This is a genomic window from Massilia frigida, from assembly GCF_011682175.1.
GTDB lineage: Bacteria > Pseudomonadota > Gammaproteobacteria > Burkholderiales > Burkholderiaceae_D > Telluria_A > Telluria_A frigida.
Genome location: NZ_WHJG01000071.1, coordinates 1 through 17,483, shown reverse-complemented (window position 1 = coordinate 17,483; position 17,483 = coordinate 1). Strand labels below are relative to the sequence as shown.

General features: G+C 57.1%; 14 protein-coding genes. 2 read left to right on the top strand and 12 right to left on the bottom strand.

From position 1 onward, the window contains the following. Positions 1-327 precede the first annotated feature (327 nt). Genes tnpC through tnpA form a run of 3 tightly spaced genes read right to left on the bottom strand, consistent with a single transcriptional unit; the run spans position 328 to position 2,529 of the window. On the bottom strand, positions 328-1,827 hold the full coding sequence (tnpC, locus tag F2P44_RS33125) for an IS66 family transposase (RefSeq protein WP_167094172.1): 1,500 nt from the start codon (positions 1,825-1,827) through the stop codon (positions 328-330). 55 nt (positions 1,828-1,882) lie between these two features. Continuing rightward, complete coding sequence (gene tnpB, locus F2P44_RS33120) at positions 1,883-2,224, bottom strand: IS66 family insertion sequence element accessory protein TnpB (protein ID WP_167094170.1); 342 nt, start codon at positions 2,222-2,224, stop codon at positions 1,883-1,885. Continuing rightward, positions 2,224-2,529 carry an IS66 family insertion sequence element accessory protein TnpA gene (tnpA, locus tag F2P44_RS33115; protein WP_167094168.1) on the bottom strand — a complete coding sequence of 102 codons (306 nt, stop codon included), beginning with the start codon at positions 2,527-2,529 and terminating at the stop codon, positions 2,224-2,226. The genes tnpB and tnpA overlap by 1 nt, the downstream gene beginning before the upstream one ends. Positions 2,530-2,620: 91 nt before the next feature. Here tnpA and F2P44_RS33110 point away from each other — a divergent pair, with 91 nt between their 5' ends. Then, positions 2,621-3,742, top strand: coding sequence for an IS4 family transposase (locus F2P44_RS33110; protein WP_229423887.1), 1,122 nt, complete (start codon positions 2,621-2,623; stop codon positions 3,740-3,742). A 307-nt stretch (positions 3,743-4,049) separates the two neighbouring features. Next, complete coding sequence (locus F2P44_RS33105) at positions 4,050-4,982, top strand: hypothetical protein (RefSeq protein WP_167094164.1); 933 nt, start codon at positions 4,050-4,052, stop codon at positions 4,980-4,982. Positions 4,983-5,223: 241 nt separating this feature from the next. On the opposite strand, the gene F2P44_RS33100 is transcribed toward F2P44_RS33105, so the two are convergent. The 9 genes from F2P44_RS33100 to F2P44_RS35225 all read right to left on the bottom strand — a co-directional run. Beyond that, positions 5,224-6,186 carry a beta propeller repeat protein gene (locus tag F2P44_RS33100; protein ID WP_167094162.1) on the bottom strand — a complete coding sequence of 321 codons (963 nt, stop codon included), beginning with the start codon at positions 6,184-6,186 and terminating at the stop codon, positions 5,224-5,226. Between the two features lie 16 nt (positions 6,187-6,202). After that, a complete protein-coding gene (locus tag F2P44_RS33095) occupies positions 6,203-7,756 on the bottom strand; it encodes a PAAR-like domain-containing protein (protein WP_167094160.1) in 1,554 nt (517 codons plus the stop codon). Then, positions 7,749-9,212, bottom strand: a complete 1,464-nt coding sequence (locus tag F2P44_RS33090; RefSeq protein ID WP_167094158.1) for a DUF2169 family type VI secretion system accessory protein — start codon at positions 9,210-9,212, stop codon at positions 7,749-7,751. The genes F2P44_RS33095 and F2P44_RS33090 overlap by 8 nt, the downstream gene beginning before the upstream one ends. A gap of 11 nt (positions 9,213-9,223) precedes the next feature. Then, a complete protein-coding gene (locus tag F2P44_RS33085; protein ID WP_167094155.1) occupies positions 9,224-11,449 on the bottom strand; it encodes a type VI secretion system Vgr family protein in 2,226 nt (741 codons plus the stop codon). Positions 11,450-11,990: 541 nt separating this feature from the next. Continuing rightward, positions 11,991-12,563, bottom strand: a complete 573-nt coding sequence (locus tag F2P44_RS33080) for a Mov34/MPN/PAD-1 family protein (RefSeq protein ID WP_167094153.1) — start codon at positions 12,561-12,563, stop codon at positions 11,991-11,993. Then, positions 12,556-14,223, bottom strand: a complete 1,668-nt coding sequence (locus tag F2P44_RS36735) for a ThiF family adenylyltransferase (RefSeq protein WP_167094151.1) — start codon at positions 14,221-14,223, stop codon at positions 12,556-12,558. Before F2P44_RS36735 ends, F2P44_RS33080 begins: the two co-directional genes overlap by 8 nt. Positions 14,224-14,244: 21 nt before the next feature. Next, positions 14,245-15,486: a nucleotidyltransferase domain-containing protein gene (locus tag F2P44_RS33070; protein WP_167094149.1), complete on the bottom strand. Its 1,242-nt coding sequence runs from the start codon at positions 15,484-15,486 to the stop codon at positions 14,245-14,247. A 13-nt stretch (positions 15,487-15,499) separates the two neighbouring features. Continuing rightward, a complete protein-coding gene (locus F2P44_RS33065) occupies positions 15,500-17,155 on the bottom strand; it encodes an SAVED domain-containing protein (RefSeq protein ID WP_167094147.1) in 1,656 nt (551 codons plus the stop codon). A 64-nt stretch (positions 17,156-17,219) separates the two neighbouring features. Then, positions 17,220-17,483, bottom strand: a 264-nt coding sequence (locus tag F2P44_RS35225; protein WP_223165143.1) for a hypothetical protein, incomplete at its 5' end; no start/stop codon positions are given.

Below are 17,483 nucleotides of genomic sequence, written 5' to 3'. Positions count from 1 at the left end.
GAATGAGATTAACCATGATTCCGCCACCATAACCGACCAGAATTCGTCCAGCATCACGAAAATGCGATGGAAAGTCGCGCTCCCGTGATGCCGGCCAGTTCAGAAAAATCGTTTTGCAATTGGCTCTGATTGCCCTCACTGGGTATGGTATGGCTCAGGACCGGGATCAAGCTGCCGCTTCCGGATTCGACCATTACTTTGTAAAACCTGCAAATCTTCACGAATTAACCGAAGTATTGTCTCGAGTGAAGTCGAGAGAAACCGGAGATATAAAGACATAGAGCCGATCAAACGTAAGCGGCCAGCGAGACCACCTTCCCTCCCAACTCAGGCCTGTGTAGAGTTTGCGAACGGTAGCAGCGAGTCGATTTTGCTGTTGGGGCAGGTAGGCAGCTTTGCGAGAGTATCAGCGAGCCAGCGTGCAGGGTCGAGGCCGTTGAGTTTAGCGGTGGCGAACAGGCTTTGGATGGCGGCGGCGCGGCGGCCGGCACGCTCCGAGCCTGTGAAGAGCCAGTTCTTTTTGCCGATCGCTATGGGGCGGATGGCGTTTTCGACGGCGTTGTTGTCAATCGGCAGGCTGCCTGAGTTGGCGTAACGCTGCAGCGCTGGCCAGCGCTTGAGCGCATGCTCAATGGCTTTGGCGGTGCCGCTGCCGGTAGCGACGGTAAGCTGCGTGGCGGTCAGCCAGATGTGCAGGTCGGCCAGGACCGGCATGGCGTGCTGCTCACGCAATGCCAGCCGTGGTGGCGCCGCCATACCGGCTGCCTGCTGCTCAATAGCGTACAGCTGCGCAATGCGCCTCATCGCTTCCTCGGCCACCGGGCTGCCGCTGGCCGCGTGCACGTCGAAGAACTTGCGGCGAATGTGAGCAAGGCAAGCGAGCTCGGTGAGGCCGGCCGTAAACAGCGCCTTATAACCGGCGTAGTCGTCCACCATCAGGTGCCCGCGCCAGTCCTGCAGGAAGGCGCGCGCGTGCGCACCAGCGCGGCTGGTTTGGTAGTCGAACACGACCATCGACGGTCCATCGTCGAGCGCGTTGGATCGATAGGCCCACAGGTAGGCGTGTTTGGTCTTGCCGCTGCCGGGATCGAGCTGGCGTACCGGCGTCTCGTCGGCATGCAGGCAACTTCGTTCCCTGAGCAGTTCGGCCAGCCGGTCGGCCAGCGGCTGCAGGGCCACGCCAATGCGTCCGATCCACTCGCCCATGGTGGAGCGGGCCAGTGGCACGCCTGCGCGCGCGGCAATCTGTTCGATCCGATACAGCGGCAGGTGGTCGAGGTACTTGCAAACAGCAATCCAGGCCAGCAAGCCAACAGCGGCCATGCCGCCATCGATCACGGCCGGCGGAATCGGCGCCGCCGTCACCGTTTCGCAAGGACGGCAGGCGTACTGCGGGCGGATGTGGCGATGCACGAAGAAGCGCGCTGGCTCCACGTCGAGCTGTTCGCTGACATCTTCCCCGATCTTGACCAGGTCGGCACCGCATCGGCCGCACTGGCATGACTCGGGCTCATGACGGTGCTCGATGGGTTCCAGTTCCGCCGGCAGCGGCTGGCGGCCGGCGCGATTGCGCTGCCGCTTGGCCGGCGCCTGGCCCTCAAGCTCCTCGTCGATGGCCGCCAGATCCATATCGACAGTCTCGTCAAATAGCAGGCGCTGTTCGCCGACCAGCGCTTCGCTGGCCTTGCCGAAGCGGACCCGTTTGTAATAAGCCAACTCATGCGTCAGCGCCGTGATCCTGAAGTCCTTCTCGGCAAGCAGCGCCCGTACCTGCGCCACCAGGGCGGGATCAACATCGGTGCGGGCAAGTTCGTCGAGCAGGTTCATGGCTCAGTAGTTTACCGGCTGTCGATGACGTTTACAAGCGCAACCGTTTACGTCCTCACAAGCGCCACTGCCCAGGCGCTGGCGCCGAGAGACGCTGCCAGTCCACGCCCGCCACCAGCCACTGCCATTGCTCGGCGCTCATCTGCCAGCAGGCGTCGTCCGGCTGGGGCCATACGAACTGGCCGCGATGCAGCCGGCGCAAACACATCCACACGCCGGTGCCATCCCAGCACACGAGTTTGAGGCGTGTACGGCGGCGGTTGGCAAACACGTAGGCCGTGCCATCACAAGGCGGGCGGCCGAGGGCTTGCTGCACATGCAGAGACAGTCCATCAATCCCGGTGCGCATGTCCACCGCTGCCGTCGCCAGCCAGATCGCATCGGCCGCCAGCTGCATCACAGCGCTCGCATTAACTCGGCCAACCAGCTGGCCGGCACATTACTCGGCAAGGTCACGGTCCAGCCGCGCTCGCTGCACAGGCTGATCGGGACCGCCGCAGCGGCCGCCCGTATCGGCGGCGTCACCCGCACGGGCAACAGCGCAGGTATGCTTTGCGACTTGGCCAAGCGCCGCACCCAGTAGCCGACCTGGCGTATGGGAAAGCCGTGCTCGAGCGCCCAAGCCTGCTGCGACGTACCGCTGGCCTGCCACTGCGCTACGCGCTCCCGCCATAACTGCTCACGTTCCTTATTGGCCACCATCATCCTCCTGAAAAAATCGAGAACACAGTGTCGCCTCACACATCAAGAATTCATAGGTGGGACGGCTGGCCGCTTACCATTGGTCGCCGTCATGCTCAGCGGCATGCGCAAGAGCGTGCAGACTGAACTCGACGAATTCTTCGCCCACCTCAAAGAGCAGGCCCAACTGGTGCACCACGTCTCCGAGCAAGCCTTCGCAAAGGCCCGCGCCAAGCTGTCCACCACCGCCATCCCGGCGCTCAACGACTGGCTTGTCGAGCGCGCCGACGCCGACGGCTTCGTGCCGCGCTGGCGCGGCCGGCGACTCGTCGCCGCCGACGCGTCGACCTTGCGTTTCGGGCGCCGCGCCAGCCATGTCGCGCGCGCCGCCAGTGCCGACCAAATCGCCTTTGGCCTTTACCTTCCCGGCGCCGAGATGATGCTGGCCGCCTCGCTGCACAGCGTTCACGAGGGCGAGCGCCAGATGCTGTTCCAACACCTTGACCGCCTGTCCGGCGCCGACCTGTTATTGATGGACCGAGGCTATCCGTCGCGCTGGTTGGTCGCCGCGCTCAACGCGCGCGGCGTCGGCTTCTGCATGCGCGTCGAGAAGGCCGGCAACGCCGGCTTCGCGTGCGTGCGCGACTTCCTGCGCGACGCCGCCGACGAGCGGATCGTCACGCTGGCAGCCCCCGACCGGCGCGACGCCGCCGACTACGAGTGCCCGGCGACGGCACAAACGGTGCGCCTGGTGCGCCATGTTGCAAGCACCGGCAAGGTGCGCGTGCTGATGACCAATTTGCTCGACCCGGTGGCATTTCCGGCCCACGAATTCGGCGACCTGTACCATCAGCGCTGGCGCATCGAGGAAGCCTTCAAGCGCCTCAAGCACCGGCTCAATCTTGAGCATGTCTCCGGTCTTTCGCAGCAGGCGGCGTTGCACGACTTCGCCGCGAAGATCGTTTGCGACAACCTACAGTCCCTGGCCACGGGGACAGTCCTGCGCGAGGCGTCGTTGCCGCCGACGCGGCGCATAAACCGCGCCGCTGCCCACTCCATTTTGAAGCCGCTGCTGCCAGCGCTTCTGCTCGGCGCCGACATCGCCACGCGTCTGCTCGACGCACTACGCTTGATCGCCGGCCGGACCTACTCGCACCGGCCTGGCATCATCAAATCCAAACCACGAGTTGCACGGCCGAAATCGCACAAATTCATGAATCAGAAGCCGTGCTGATGTGCGGCGCTGCTAAGTTCGGTGGATTGGGCCGCGATGGGACACGAGCACGGCTGTAAAATAGCATCGTTTGGCTTCTTTCTACACTACCGATGGGAGACATACGACAAAAATCTCCTTGTCAGGCAGGGGACGATGCGTTAATATTTTCCTAGGATTGCGGATCGATATCGTTCTGCATGAAGGATAATTCCTTGGTTCTGGCCGACCAGCACTCCATTCTTGTCTTAAAGCATTGAATTTTTCGATACCAATGTTTGATCGATTAAGCGGCCAGCTTCTGATCAAACTAACTGAAAGGTAATCGATGAAATTTTCATATGTCACTTTGAGCAGTACTCGTTCCCGATTCTCCAAAGCACTTGCCTCGCGCGGGCTGGGATTGTCGCTCAGCGCTGCCCAAAACGTCTGGGCCAATATCGTTGTCGGGAAAAACTTTTCTGCAGCGAAACCTCAAGCCACAAAGGATGATGGCATCTTCGCTATCCCCGTTGACGCAGAACGTATTCAATCCTTACTGCGCGCCCGAAGCCGTGAGATAAATTTAGATACAGCCGTTGAGCTTTTTTCTGAGGCGATTGAGGAGGATCTCGCGGCGTTATCCCCTGGCATGCTCGAGCTTCTTTCATTCTGCAAGACTACTGGCTCATTCCTCATTGAGGCAGGTAGTGACTCCGTAAAATTAGGAGTAATGGATGCGAAATATCCCGGCTATATTCCTGTCGGAAATTTGCCGTTCTTGAATGGGCGAGAGCCAGAAACTGAGTGGTTTGCTACTAGCTCGGCATTGGTTCTTGAGGTGGTAAATGGGCTATTAGAGACTGATACCACGGAAATTTTTGCTTCTAATTTTAGGCTTGTTCAACAGAAGGAAGATCGAGTATTTTCTAAATTTATTGGGCCGCGAATTGAGTTGTACGGACAAGTCATTGCGGAAAAAGTAATAAGCGTATTTGAGCCACAATATCCAGATTGGGAGGCAGTCGATTTTGATCGGGTTAGAGATCTTATATACGATACGATCGCAAGCGATATATATCATCAAAAAAATACATGGCTTAACGCGGACTGTGACTTGGCCGAATTGATAATGGACAGCGTTGCTGCGCGCATCCGCGATGGCTTGAAATGGCTGGCAATTGACGCAGAGGCTGAGGGCGGACTTAATGACCCAGTAGGTACAATAGCCCATACTGTGCGGTTGTGCTTGGCAAAAATCCTGGGTATGGAAATGCGCTGATGTGACTTCGCTGAAAGGCCGCGACACCCTCTACGTCGCCGGCCTTTGAGGGCTCGCAATTAGCATCGAAGCCCTTGCTCCGCGATTTGGAGCCGCTGTACTCTGTCAATTTTCGGCTCGGTCTATTAATTTCTGTCTTGGCATGATCAACGAGATTGCTCGGGGTTAGATTCGCGCGGCCACTCTACAGCATTGTCTGGACATATCGCACAAGTACCATACGAGACTCGGCACAGACGGCTTACAGCGCCGGATTGTCGGGGTGGTCGACCCTTACCCAGCGCTTCCCATCAAACCAGCAAATATCCTTGACGCCGAACGACCAGAGAACTTGGCTGCGGCAGTCCAAATGATGCGATTGGACTGGCGGGTTCAGCCCAGAGTCAACGGTGCGAATGCCTACACCGTCGTAGACGAAGACCCCGTCGTTAATGGTCGCTAAAAAGATTTTGTCTTGAAACCGTGCCAGTGACTGGAATGTCAGGTTATCGTCCGAACTGCTTACATCGCGAAAACCTGAGCGTGCGTTTCCGGTAAGTAGGGCGCCGTTATAACCACAGGCCCACACCGCATTTCCATACACGCGAATCCAGTTGAGATGTTCATCTATGCCCGTTTCGACGGAAGACCAACTAGTGCCGTTGAAATGAAAAATTTTGCCGTCGTCGCCGGCGACATAGACGTCATTTTCATGGTTGCCATCGATGCTGTTGAGCATGATTGCGTCCGAATCAAACCCTTCTGGCACGTTGAATAATCCTTGATCCACATGTATCCAGCCCGCGGCTGTTCGCTTGTACACCTGTCCATGCTGACCGCAAACGAACAAGGCTGCACCGATCTCGCGAATTTGCGAGACGTAGCCCCCCGTTCCTAGACGCACCCCGGCACCGCTGATCTTTTCGTGAAGAGCCGGACCGTTAGCATTGTCGAACAATTCGACTTCGCCTTCCTTCGAGAGGCTGCATAGCAGCCGTCCACGCGTGGCGTCAGGTTGTTTGACACAAACCGAAACGATATTGGCGTCTACGTCGTGATAGAACCATTTCCATTCCTGTGTACTTTGCGCGTCGTAGACGCTCAGGCGTGAGTGCGTGTATTCACGCGGATCAACGTCCTCCAGATTGCACGCGACATAGACGAAATCGTCTTCAATCACGCAACCGTCAAGAAAGTAAACTTCATTGCTAATCTTAGCTTCCACAATAACCTCCGACTTATTAGCGACCCGAACCGCCCGATCCCTGGCGTGGCTTGCCCATGAGCGACGGATCAAGATTTTTTACACTACCGAATGGATCTGCGCGAAGTTTCACGTCTTGACCCAGGCCATTCGCGCCGTGAAAATCCCGCAATTGTTTTCTGAGATCTTCGGCATCACACCCGGTTACTTTTCCGACCACGTTGGCGCCCGTCCGTTCCAGATCACCGAGTTTTGCGGTTCCCTTCGGGTCGCCGCGCGCACCCAGTGCAGACTCAAGAACGTCAAAACGTGCGTGAATTTTTCCATGATCCGCCAACTGGCCATAGTAATCTTTGAGGCGCAAGCCCTTCATCTTCATCGACGTGCCGCCCACCGTCGTCGATTTCGTCGGGCCTTGAACGCAAATACATAAGCCATCTTTGTGCTTAATTGCGCCATTGTAATACTCGCCACTTTCGCCCGGTTGCTTAAAGCAATGATCCGGTACCACATGGTGTGGTGTGCCGCTCGCACAGCCTTCGCTGTAAGGCCGTAACTCGCAACGGCCGCGCGAACGCCTCCTGCTTGTAATCGTAGTGCCATCGCCAGCCGCTCTCGGTGGAGCTGGTCGTGCATTGACTTCATTGTTTGCCGTCTTTGCTGCTCCCTTGACCTCGACCTTTGCAGCTTTCGCTTCGGCTTTTACAGCCTGAGCCTCAGCTTTGAAGCCAGGTATAAACTTGGTCAATTTCTCGACCTTGCTCATGATGACGCGTTCTGCGTAGGCAGTGGCCATGCCTGTGACGTTTGGCACCTTTCCATCGATCGCAAAATCCGCGAGCGCGTCCATCCCGGTGGCAAACGTCTCGACAGCCCCACCGACAGTGCTCACGCCGCCGCCCACTGCAGCAACGGCGGTCCCGCCTGCTGCGATGACTGCTCCAGGCGCCGCGCCCACCCCAGTCAAGGCCATGCCACCGCCCACTAAGACCGCGCCCCCGCCAGCGGTGGCGATCGTTCCACCCTTGTCCATTGCGTCGGCGGCAGCGTTGTGCAGTACATCGGACACGTTTTCGCGATAATGCTTCGCGGCCGATCTAGCACCGTCTACCACCTTGTCCAGCATGCTCTGTTCAGGTTTCGTCTGCGCGCTGGTTGGCGGTGCGGAGGTGCCCGCCGCATTTTTTGGCGAGGCGCCGCTGGGAACAACCGTAGTGCAAAAAATGCCGGGATTATTTCCACCATTCATGGTGCATGAATCGCCCTTGCGAACGATGGGGCGTCCACCGACATTTACGGTGGTCGACCCTTTCGTGGGCTTTACTTCCCCGGTGACCGTTCCCGATTTAACCCCCTTGGCCACGCCAACAGCGTCGCCTTTTCCTGAGGGCTGCGTCGACTGCCGGAGTACGTAGGCGGGATCACCGTTAAATTTGACGGACGGGACAACTCCGACGCTATTGCCAAGGTCCTGAAAAGTCGCGTATGGCAGGGGCGGTGTGGCACTGCCAACAGGAGTTTTATTGAACGAAGGGGCTGTGGAAATGGCTTTGAAATTGCTGTTTTTGCGGGCGCCTATTGGGTTAGACATGGTCGACTCCGCCGGTAAGCGTTGCCCGTGCATCCCACACGTCGCCTAGCTGCTGTTTTAATGTATCAACCTCTGCACGGATGCGATCGCGTTCTTTAAAGCTGTACATGCGTGCCTCCACAGCGCGAATTGGCGCGCTGGGGCTCTTAGCAAGTACAACGCGCCACACCAGATGAAGCAGTTGTTGGTCCGGTTCGACGATGAGCGTGTCAATTTGCATCGGCGAGAGGAACATCTCACCGCTGACCAAACGAACCAGAACGTGGCATTCGTTTTCTGGTAATGCCAGTGCCAACGTCGTATTGCCTCCTTCATCGCTGCGCGCACCTGACGCGCCGGGCGCGCACAGGTTTGTCAGCTCAATGACTTCATCGCCCTGCAAGTAGTCAATTTGTTGATCCGGCTCGGCGGCGTTCCACATCGCAAAGTCGAAGTCGAGTGGCAGCCATGCAGCACTGTTCGCAAAACTCTCATCTACGGTACCACTCAAGGCGATCCGCTCGGGATGTGACTTTGGCCGCACGCCAAAATCGGCTACCAGCGAACTCGCGCGCTTGCTATCGAGCTTGCCGCGTAGTCCCTGCGTAAAGTCGCCCAGCCCAACGGGATAATCGGGGCGGGATACCTGAGGGGCTCGAACGGTGCTCAGTCGCAGGGCATCGACAAGCCATTGACGGACGTATCCGCGGCCCGCCGGGTTCGCAGCGCACGCCACGTGCGCGACAGCACGCCCCTCACCATCGGGCTGTGCGGCGATTTGGTCAGCCGGGAGGCGGTGGCGCTGCGCAATGCGGCCCGCCGCTTTGTCTTCGGTATTGACCCGCGACCTCCCGCCAAATGCGTATTGTTTATTGACAGGGACGGCGACTGCGGGCAGGGGAGTCGTCAACCGCCACCCCGGTAGTCGCATGAGCCCTAATGTGGCGTATTGAAGGATGGCGGCTACAGCCCGGATAGGCCAAAAACGTCGCACGAAATAACGTTCTCCGCAAACGTCGAGCTGCTTCGACAACAACTGCTCTCCCGGCAAAATTGTGCGTGCTCGCATCTCGGTTTCCCACGCGCTCAACTGGGAAACACTGGGTGCGACAAACTGATTAATTCCTTCAGGACGGGGCGGGACTGGGGACAATTCGTTGGGACGCCGGACTACGAGCTTGACGCGAAATCGCCGCGTGGGCTTGCCTTGCGGCGCGTACGCGGTAGCGTTCACGATAACGTCGCACCTGGGCTTGTACTGGCAGTAATCGGACTCCTGAAGGACGTAGCTGTTCTCTGGCGGACCGGCATGGTGATCTTCTTCGCACAAAGGCAGTTGTTTGTGGGCGTAGGTCAGAACAGCCGATTCGCCCCACGTCAGGGTCTGGCGCAAGGCAACGACATGAAATTCTTGGTCGTGCTGGTCGACCCCGCCGAAATCCTGGGCCGGAAATGGCGTGTGGTTGATGAAATCCATAGTCGCCCCGGTCAGTTGATATCGACGTCTTTACCCGAAATCTGCACCGGGCCGCTCGCTTCGAAATTGAACTGGGTGCCGTTGATGATAACGGAACCGTCTGCCTTCATGACCAGGCTTGCCTTCCCAACTGTGATTTCCAATTCATCGCCAGCGCTGATCGAGATTTTTTTCCCGACCTTCGTCATCTGGTTCCCACCCACCACAGTGGACATCACCATCCCTACGTTCAGGCTGTAGCCCATACCGACATTCTCAAGCCGCCCCATGCCGACATTCTGCATGTAGGCCATCCCGATTGTTTCGGTTTTTATTTTTCCTACGTTGATGGACCAGTTCTTTGAAATCTTGTCTTTGCCGTTCTTCGCAACCGTCTTGTTGCGATTGCCTCCCACAGCGAATGTCTGTTCTTTTGCAACGCTGACATTTTGATTTTGACCGACGCTAATAGACTCGTTCTTGCCGACGTCCTCAGTCCGGTTATCGCCGATACTGATTTTTTCGTCGTGGTCAACGCGTTCGGTGCGGTTGTTATGCACGGTAATCGTCTCGTCCCGGTCGACGATTTCTACTCGGTCGCGTTTGATGCGATTTGTCTCGTCCCGGTCGACCGTCTTGCGCCGGTCATTGCCGACCCACTTGTCTTCGTCATGTTCGACCTCAGTGAGCTGATCCTTTTCGGCATGAAGCCACAGCTGTTCTTGCCCCTTCTTGTCTTCAAAGCGCAGTGCATTCGCATTGTCATAGTTTCCCTTTGGCGTCGAGCGCGTCAGGACGCCGCTCTGCGTCTTGTTTGCTGGGAGGGTCCAGGGCGGCATCGTGCCAGCGTTCGGGACCATTCCGGTAATCAGCGGGCGGTTGGGATTCCCGTCTAGGAATTGAACGAGCACTTCGCTTCCAATACGAGGGATGAAACTCATGCCAAAGTTCGGCCCAGCCCATGGTGTGGCCACTCGAATCCAAGCTGAACTCTTCTCGTCATTACTGCCAGCGCGGTCCCAGTGGAACTGGACTCGCACACGGCCATATTCGTCTGTGTGAATTTCCTCGCCAGCCGGGCCCACCACTGTTGCCGTTTGGATGCCGTGAATTTTCGTTTCGACACTGTTGTGGTCACGCCCAGCACGAAACGGAATGATCTTGCGAATGCATGCCAAGCGATTCTCGTAATACGATTCCGAGTTATCTTTCACATGGTAGTTATTCGAGGCACTGTGCGTGACTTCAATGATCAGGAATTCGCGTACCTGTTCGTCACCGCCACTGTTGCTGGTATCGAAGTGCCCGGTGAGACGAAACCAACGGCCCGGCATGAGGCTGCGGCAATTGCCGCTGCCGTCGAACTGCTTGCCTGCCGCTTCTACCTCTTCCATGCGCAGTTGTGCCAACGAGCGTCCGGCCCCGCTCTTGAATCCCAAAGCGCCCGTATATTCGTACGATTCGATGTTGGGTACATCGCCCTGCTGGTTGACAGTCGGAAGGGATGTTATTGCCGGGAACGGAGACTTGAAATCGAACGAGGCGAGCGCCACGCTGCTAGTCACAATCTGGCGCGCGGGCGACCATTCCCCCAGCCCGTCTTCGAGCGCAGATCCCCCGTGTCGCTGAAACGGAACTTCAGGATTGCCGTCTATCGGCGCAGTGGCAGTGGAATCATCGGACAACACGAGTTTGTGACCGGAGGCAGTGTGCTCGAACCAATAAAAAATGCCGGCGGCCACCCAGCGGCGCTCCAGGAAGTTGCGGTCGCTCTCGTCGAACTGGCAGCAATCCGTGAATACATCAGTGGCACCCTGCACACGCCAGTCCCAATCGGCGAGCCCGCCGTAATCTCCAAAAATGCTCGCCGTCTGATCGTACATGGTGGTGTAGTGGAACAGGTAGTTATCTTTCCGCATGCTCAGATATCTGTACCAAGGGCCCAATTTCGCTTCGTAAAAAGAAACGCCACCGTCAACTGTTTTCAATCCAAAACCAAACACCCGCCCAGTGAAATAGCGCATTGAACCATCGCGCCGCACCATCTGGATGCACATCATCTTGCCCTGGAGATCTTTGAGTGCGACGTTCGGATCATCCGCTAGCAGTTCGACCGTGAACTCGAAGGGACGCGATAGGCACTCAAAGGCGTCGATACGATTTACCAGAAGAGTTGCGGAAGGTCCGTCGCCGTTGGGAAACGACAAACGCAATAAACGGTCATGTTGACGATCGCTGACCAGTTCCTGCAGGCTCATGCGGCGGCTCCTATATTTTGATCAATAAGTAAAATGGCTGCCTGGACGGGCATGAAGGTTGAGTGGCCAGTGCGTACACTTGAGCTCGCAGGCGTAGGATTATTGTACCAGAGTCAATGTTACAATTTATAAAACAGTCCTGGAAAAGTTGTTAGGAGGGCGGAAGTTCGGTGCGTATACTTTTATCGCCCGGATTGCATCGACTAACGAGCGCGAAGGCGCTAGCGGCACCAATCCAGCTTGGTAGCAGCGCGCGATCAGTATCAACGATGTCGGGCGCGTAGCCACTACGTGGCAATAGTGCGGCAACGGATCGGCGAACTTGATGAAACCACGCTGTCAGGATGGCAGCACGTTATACAACGTCGTCCTTGGAGGCTCCCAGTCGGTCTCAGGGCCAGCATGTAGCGAGACATGCTCGCTGAGACCGCTCTGGCTTGATATCTGCATATTTAGAACTGCCCACTTTGCTTCCGCCAATATATGGTTCCTTTGTCAAGGTCCAAGTTCAAATGTTGCACGCTACCGTATCCAGCGTTGGTCAAGGAGAGAATCTCGGCCGAGTGGTCACTGATGCTTCCGTACAGTTAGCAGTGCACGTGCCGGACGCCGCTTCGATCTGCGCATCGCGCACTTCTACTAAGGGGATCCACGATTGGTACGTGCCGTCTCTCGCCAGCCACACTGCCATGTTGGGCAAATCTCCTTTATTTCCGATAATTATGAGGAGAAAACCCGTCATGGTGCCGTGAAACCCTTCGAGGAACTGCCGGGTGGTTTTTTCATCCTGGGCGGACGGCATCGGATGTTCTTCAGGGTGCGTGTGCCAAAGACCAACTGCATGCCGTTCGGATGCGAAATGCTTTTCCCGATCCATATTGGCCTGTCCAATATGCCAAATAATTCCATGCCTTGAGCGGCTGTCACCGGGATTAGGTCCGCTGACATGCGTTACCTCCACGTTAATATGTTCTGGATTTGGACTGAACAACTGGCCACCCGCCTCTCGCGCAAAAAACCGCCGCTGGGCAAATTGATACATATGATTTAGCACGGATGGCGGGAAAGCCACTGTACCTGCCCCGTCGGGCAGGCGAAATTTGCGGCTATTCATTCCACTGCCTTTCAATCATGACGCCATCGAACCTGCCTGCTTCGTTAGCCCATTCGCGAAGCGCGAGTCCTGCATACTGGACATCCAGGTAGCGCTGTCCCCGGACCCAGCTCCTAACTTTGGGTGTTACCACCTTTCCATCAAGAAGTTCAAGGGCAGACTCTGCGATAAGAGCCACAGCATGAGCCGCAGCGGCTGGCGTGTAGGCTTGGAATTCGCTATTGCACGCCGGTTCGTGAAGCATCACGCCGTGGGGCCAAGTTACCGCTTGCAAGTCGCCCATCCGATCCTTTTTCCCGTCCAGCCAGAGGATATCCACAGGAAGTTGACAGGCGTGCGCGGCAGCAACAAATGGTTCCATCCAGCCGATCAACAAAGCCGTGGGCTTTAATACACGGTGCAGCTCCACTGAGTAGCGAACGTCTGGCTCGCCAGTAAGGTCCATAATCATATCGATAGTGGCATCCGAATAGCGTTGAAGCCAAGTTTGCGCTGTCATATGAAAGTGAAGTACAGCGCATGCGGGGTTGGTGCTGCCAACCCGTTGCGCAACCTGTTTTGCTTTTGACAGTCCAAGCGACTCAGCACCCAGCAGATGGCGACCTATATTGGCGCCCTCCATTATTTCCGGGTCGACAACCGATATTTTCCCTACACCTGCCCGTGCCAACTGGTCCACAAGGTGGCTGCCCAGCGCACCGGCACCCAAGACAAGCATGTGTAAACGCTGCCGCGTTGGAATCTCTGCCAGCTGACCGCGCCCATATGTCCAAGCAGGTTCAAGGCGGCTTACCGAAAGAGGCTGAGTAACTCGTACAGGAAAGGAGCGTGACCTCGTCCGGGTTTTGCCGATTCGTGCCGTGTCCGTGGTCGCAGGCCCTCCCGACAACATGTAGCCATAGTCGACATTGGGCGAACTTAGCACTAATACGCGGTGCGTTGCTTGGACGCCTGATCTTGGAGCACATTGTTGTCGCTCCTTATCAGAGAGGCGTAAATTCAATATGAGTTCGAGCTCCTCGCGCGTTCGGGGCCAAGTCAACGGCGTCAGGTCGTGTTCGATTGGGACCTGCACGACAAGCGTTTTGAGTACTTGGGAAGCTCGCCGCCCTAATGACGTGATCAGGCGTTCCGAGACTTCCCGGTCAGTTCCTGCAAGCAGCCAGCGCACTGGCAGAACGAGTGATGCTTCGAAAACGCGTGGAACGGTCGGACGAGGTTCGAATGTATATATCTCGGATATGGCATCACCGGCCGAACCGCTCTTTTTGCAATGGAGTGCCCAATAGGTACGTGCTTCTCCCTGAAAGTCGTTGTCCAGCTTACTTTCGCCCCAGGGAATGAAAAATTGCAGTAGGAAGCGACGCAGCGTCTCATCAATCCTCTCTTCAGGCGTCATGCCGCAGCATGGACCTAAGTCGCCCTGAAAGCAGACGTTTCCGTCACTTTCAACATGAGGCACCCGCAGCGCCAGAGTTTCCGATACGCATACGCGAGCGTGTGCGACAGGAAAACCATCTGGGATGATAAGAAATGCGGCACCCAGCTCTCGCCCCGTCGGAAGCGTTGGCAGTTCGATTGCAAACCTGCGTTCCCGACCTTGAAGGCTTGCAACCTCGTGAAGCAGCGCGGGATGGCGTGATAAAAACTCGTCGAGCACGTTTGATCCGCCTGACGCCGCTTACGCCAAGCCGCGTGTGGCAGGGACTGGTTTGACAGTAGTCGGCGCCGCAGCCGTTAGCCAACCGGGACGTACAACCTGTGCCACCGAAGCCTCCGCGCCCGTGCAGCCGAACGTTTCTCGGACGCATTCGCGGAGCTGCGCTGGCGATACGCTTTCAAGAATCCGGGCAAAATCGCGCTCAAGAAGATTGCACCACCTGCGAAACGCATCGTAACGCTGGTTGTTGTCGTGATTCCAGCGCTCGGCGAAATTTTCGCCATCGACAGTCGGGTTGGCAATCCAGAATTCACCGTTGCGCCGTTCGACCATATGCGGCAGCAAAGCAGCTAAATCCGCCAACAGTTCAACGGGGTGATGATAATAATGGCCCTTGTCCGCAAGCCCTTCGTAGCACTGCGTCAGCAACGTTGTAACGATGACCGAAATAGGCTTGAATTCTCCGACCACGAGATCACGCCGTACTGCCATGTCACGATGCCGCTTGAACAGGCGAATGGCGACCCGTAGGGTATCGGAAAGCGGGACGACCTGGGTTGGCACCGCTTCAATATCGGCCCGCTTCGCAAGGACATCATTGTCGAGCAACACTTGAAGCAAAATGCGGCGGTCCGCCTGCGTCGAAATCCAGTTCACCATTCCTTGAGGATTTGATGTCTTCCATTGTCCGGTTGGGCGATCAACGACGGCAATCGCGGTAGCGGCGTACTGAGATACCCGGCGCATCCCGGCGCGCACCTCCGTTGGGACGTTAGCGAGCGGAACAGATGGCGTGAAATCGATGAAGAAACGTTTATTCGGGTAATGTACACGCCAGCAGCGGTTTTTTTCTTCAGCACGAAGTTCGGCGAGCGCTGCACCGATTTCTTCGAAAAAACCCATCGGATTCTTAGCCTCAATTCTATGAAGATCGACGTGGAAAACGGCGTCGATATCAAACTTCTCGACGGTCGGCGCAGCGACCAGCGTTCGGGTACTTGTCGATCCCTGAGGCATGATCTTGATGGCTTCGCTCGGCCAGCGAAGTTTCTCGACCAATAGCTCCCCGAGTTCAGTATAGGCCTGAGCCGCTTCATCGACTAGGTCTGACGGCACGGTAATGTGATTATTCACCGCGTCCAGTTCGCGTGCGCACTCAGTAAGCATGCCGTGACTTCGCGTGTCTTGGAATGCTTTCTGGAGAACGTCTCGTCGTCCCCGCGATGCCGCCTCAACCAGCTCGGCGTATTTTGTCATTGCCATCCGCCTCTCCTCATCATCGTAATAGGATTGTTTTAACGCCACTGCTGTGAGACTGCGCTGCATCCACGACGCTGTCTCCAGTAATTGTTAAGCCTGGCAGGAAGTTCACGCTGCGGTTCGGCCGGTCGTACACGGTATAAGTACTGTGATGGCCCGGTTGCAGCAGTTGGCCAAAGCGGAATAGGGTGCTGACAGGGGCAACGCCGATTAAGTGCACGTGCGACGAACGCATGGTGTCCTGGATATGCCTCACAGCCTCCCTTGCTATTGCAGTGAACGCGTCGAGATCCGCGCCGGTTCTAATACACGACTCACTTGGGTTCGCATTCCTGATGCGAACCCATGGAAGGCTCTTGGCGTCAAGCCTCTGTTTAAGTTCAGGGGGCAAAGCATCAACGTCGACTTCTGCCGTCAGTTCGATGGACAGCATCACATCGGATGAGGAAACGGTGTTCGACGTATCGAGCGAAAACGTCCCTGGTGCGTTAGGTGTGGCCCGCTCATCCCAGCACCAAGTCGCTCTGGTACGGTCATACTGGTAGACCTCGACAGGACGGGCTTCGCCGACAATTCGCCCGAACAGGACCAGCAGTGGGACCGGATGCAATGCAAATACCGAAAGCACCTCGCAGCCGTCGCCCAATGGCTGGTTGCTGCCCAGCTTGCGCCGAAGCTCGAGCAGCTCGCCCTCATGTTCATGTAGTAAATGTCGCCAGAAGTCGGGTTGTGTACGATCATCTCGTTGTGTGCGCCGGACTAAGTAGTCGACTCCTGGAACACCCGTTAGCCCGCGCTGCAGGACGGCCTTTTGAATGTCTCGTTCCGCAGCTGATGTTTTGAGGTCCGCGACGTCTGCCAGCAGGGCAACCGCCTTTGACCGTCTGAAGGCCAGCCCATCAAGCGCTCGTCGCACCATCTCTACATGCTCCCTGCGCATATCGTTTAGCTTTTGCGCTGGGTGCCCATCGACATCGATGCGGTCAATCAGCCGGTGGTGCTCGTCACACATCAACATGACGTTTTCAGGGTCGTCCGACAATGTCTGCGACGTGTAGTCTCCGCGCGGGCCATCTTCGTCAGAAGCGACGATGTGCGCTAGATACGCAGCTGCGGCGGCCTTGCCGGTCAGGGGAGTGCGGCCAACGTCCTTTGCGCAACCGCGATACATACAGCGTCCGCCGGCATCGTGCCAAATTAATTTTTCGTCACCTGCCTTGAGCGGACGCCCTCTGCCTTGCCCCAAGGCCAAGTCCCGTTGCCCCTTCCAGGCGGCTAAGCCTGGTTGCGATGCAGGTGAGGATCGGCTGTCCCAATCGGCTCCTCGATGCTTGGCAGCCTGAAATTCGGCAACCGGTACTTCGAGCTGAAACAATCGACCCGCCTTTGCAAGCTTTCGCAATACCCCGAAGGAGAACTTCTCAGGATCGGCACGATCAAGTGCGTCAGTACCGTCATCAGCGTAAAACGCACATTGGAACGCGGCGTGGACAAACGTAACTCTGGTTTTCCCGTCTGCCTGCCAGCGATTGAGCCATTGCGCTAGCAAAGGATCGGCCCACGGCGGTGATGCGGCACCGGTACAGTTCGGGCTAGCCTGAGTCACGTGAAGTGGTGATGGGGATTTCATTGAGGCGTGGTCGCGCAATCGCCGAGTGAGTAATCTTTGCATAATTGGGATGATTTTTTGTTGTTCAATAGCGCAAAGAAAATTCTATCACTGGAGCGAAAAATTCTTATCCATGAAGCAATTTAAAAATAACGGTACGGCGAGTGCGGCTGATAACCCCACCGGTGACCACCCCACCGGTGACCACCCCGCCGGTGACCACCCCACCGGTGACCACCCCGCCGGTGACTACCCCACCGGTGACCACCGCACCGGTGACCACCGCACCGGCGACTACCCCACCGGTGACCCCGGCACCGGTGACCACCCCACCGGTGACCACCCCACCGGTGACCACCCCACCGGTGACACCCCCACCGGTGCCCCCCCC

What these genes read in the sequence shown, in the direction of transcription:
- tnpC (WP_167094172.1), bottom strand. Translation starts at nt 1,827, where the DNA reads ATGAACCTGCTCGACGAACTTGCCCGCACCGATGTTGATCCCGCCCTG.
- tnpB (WP_167094170.1), bottom strand. Translation starts at nt 2,224, where the DNA reads ATGCAGCTGGCGGCCGATGCGATCTGGCTGGCGACGGCAGCGGTGGAC.
- tnpA (WP_167094168.1), bottom strand. Translation starts at nt 2,529, where the DNA reads ATGGTGGCCAATAAGGAACGTGAGCAGTTATGGCGGGAGCGCGTAGCG.
- F2P44_RS33110 (WP_229423887.1), top strand. Translation starts at nt 2,621, where the DNA reads ATGCTCAGCGGCATGCGCAAGAGCGTGCAGACTGAACTCGACGAATTC.
- F2P44_RS33105 (WP_167094164.1), top strand. Translation starts at nt 4,050, where the DNA reads ATGAAATTTTCATATGTCACTTTGAGCAGTACTCGTTCCCGATTCTCC.
- F2P44_RS33095 (WP_167094160.1), bottom strand. Translation starts at nt 7,756, where the DNA reads ATGTCTAACCCAATAGGCGCCCGCAAAAACAGCAATTTCAAAGCCATT.
- F2P44_RS33090 (WP_167094158.1), bottom strand. Translation starts at nt 9,212, where the DNA reads ATGGATTTCATCAACCACACGCCATTTCCGGCCCAGGATTTCGGCGGG.
- F2P44_RS33085 (WP_167094155.1), bottom strand. Translation starts at nt 11,449, where the DNA reads ATGAGCCTGCAGGAACTGGTCAGCGATCGTCAACATGACCGTTTATTG.
- F2P44_RS33080 (WP_167094153.1), bottom strand. Translation starts at nt 12,563, where the DNA reads ATGAATAGCCGCAAATTTCGCCTGCCCGACGGGGCAGGTACAGTGGCT.
- F2P44_RS33070 (WP_167094149.1), bottom strand. Translation starts at nt 15,486, where the DNA reads ATGGCAATGACAAAATACGCCGAGCTGGTTGAGGCGGCATCGCGGGGA.
- F2P44_RS33065 (WP_167094147.1), bottom strand. Translation starts at nt 17,155, where the DNA reads ATGCAAAGATTACTCACTCGGCGATTGCGCGACCACGCCTCAATGAAA.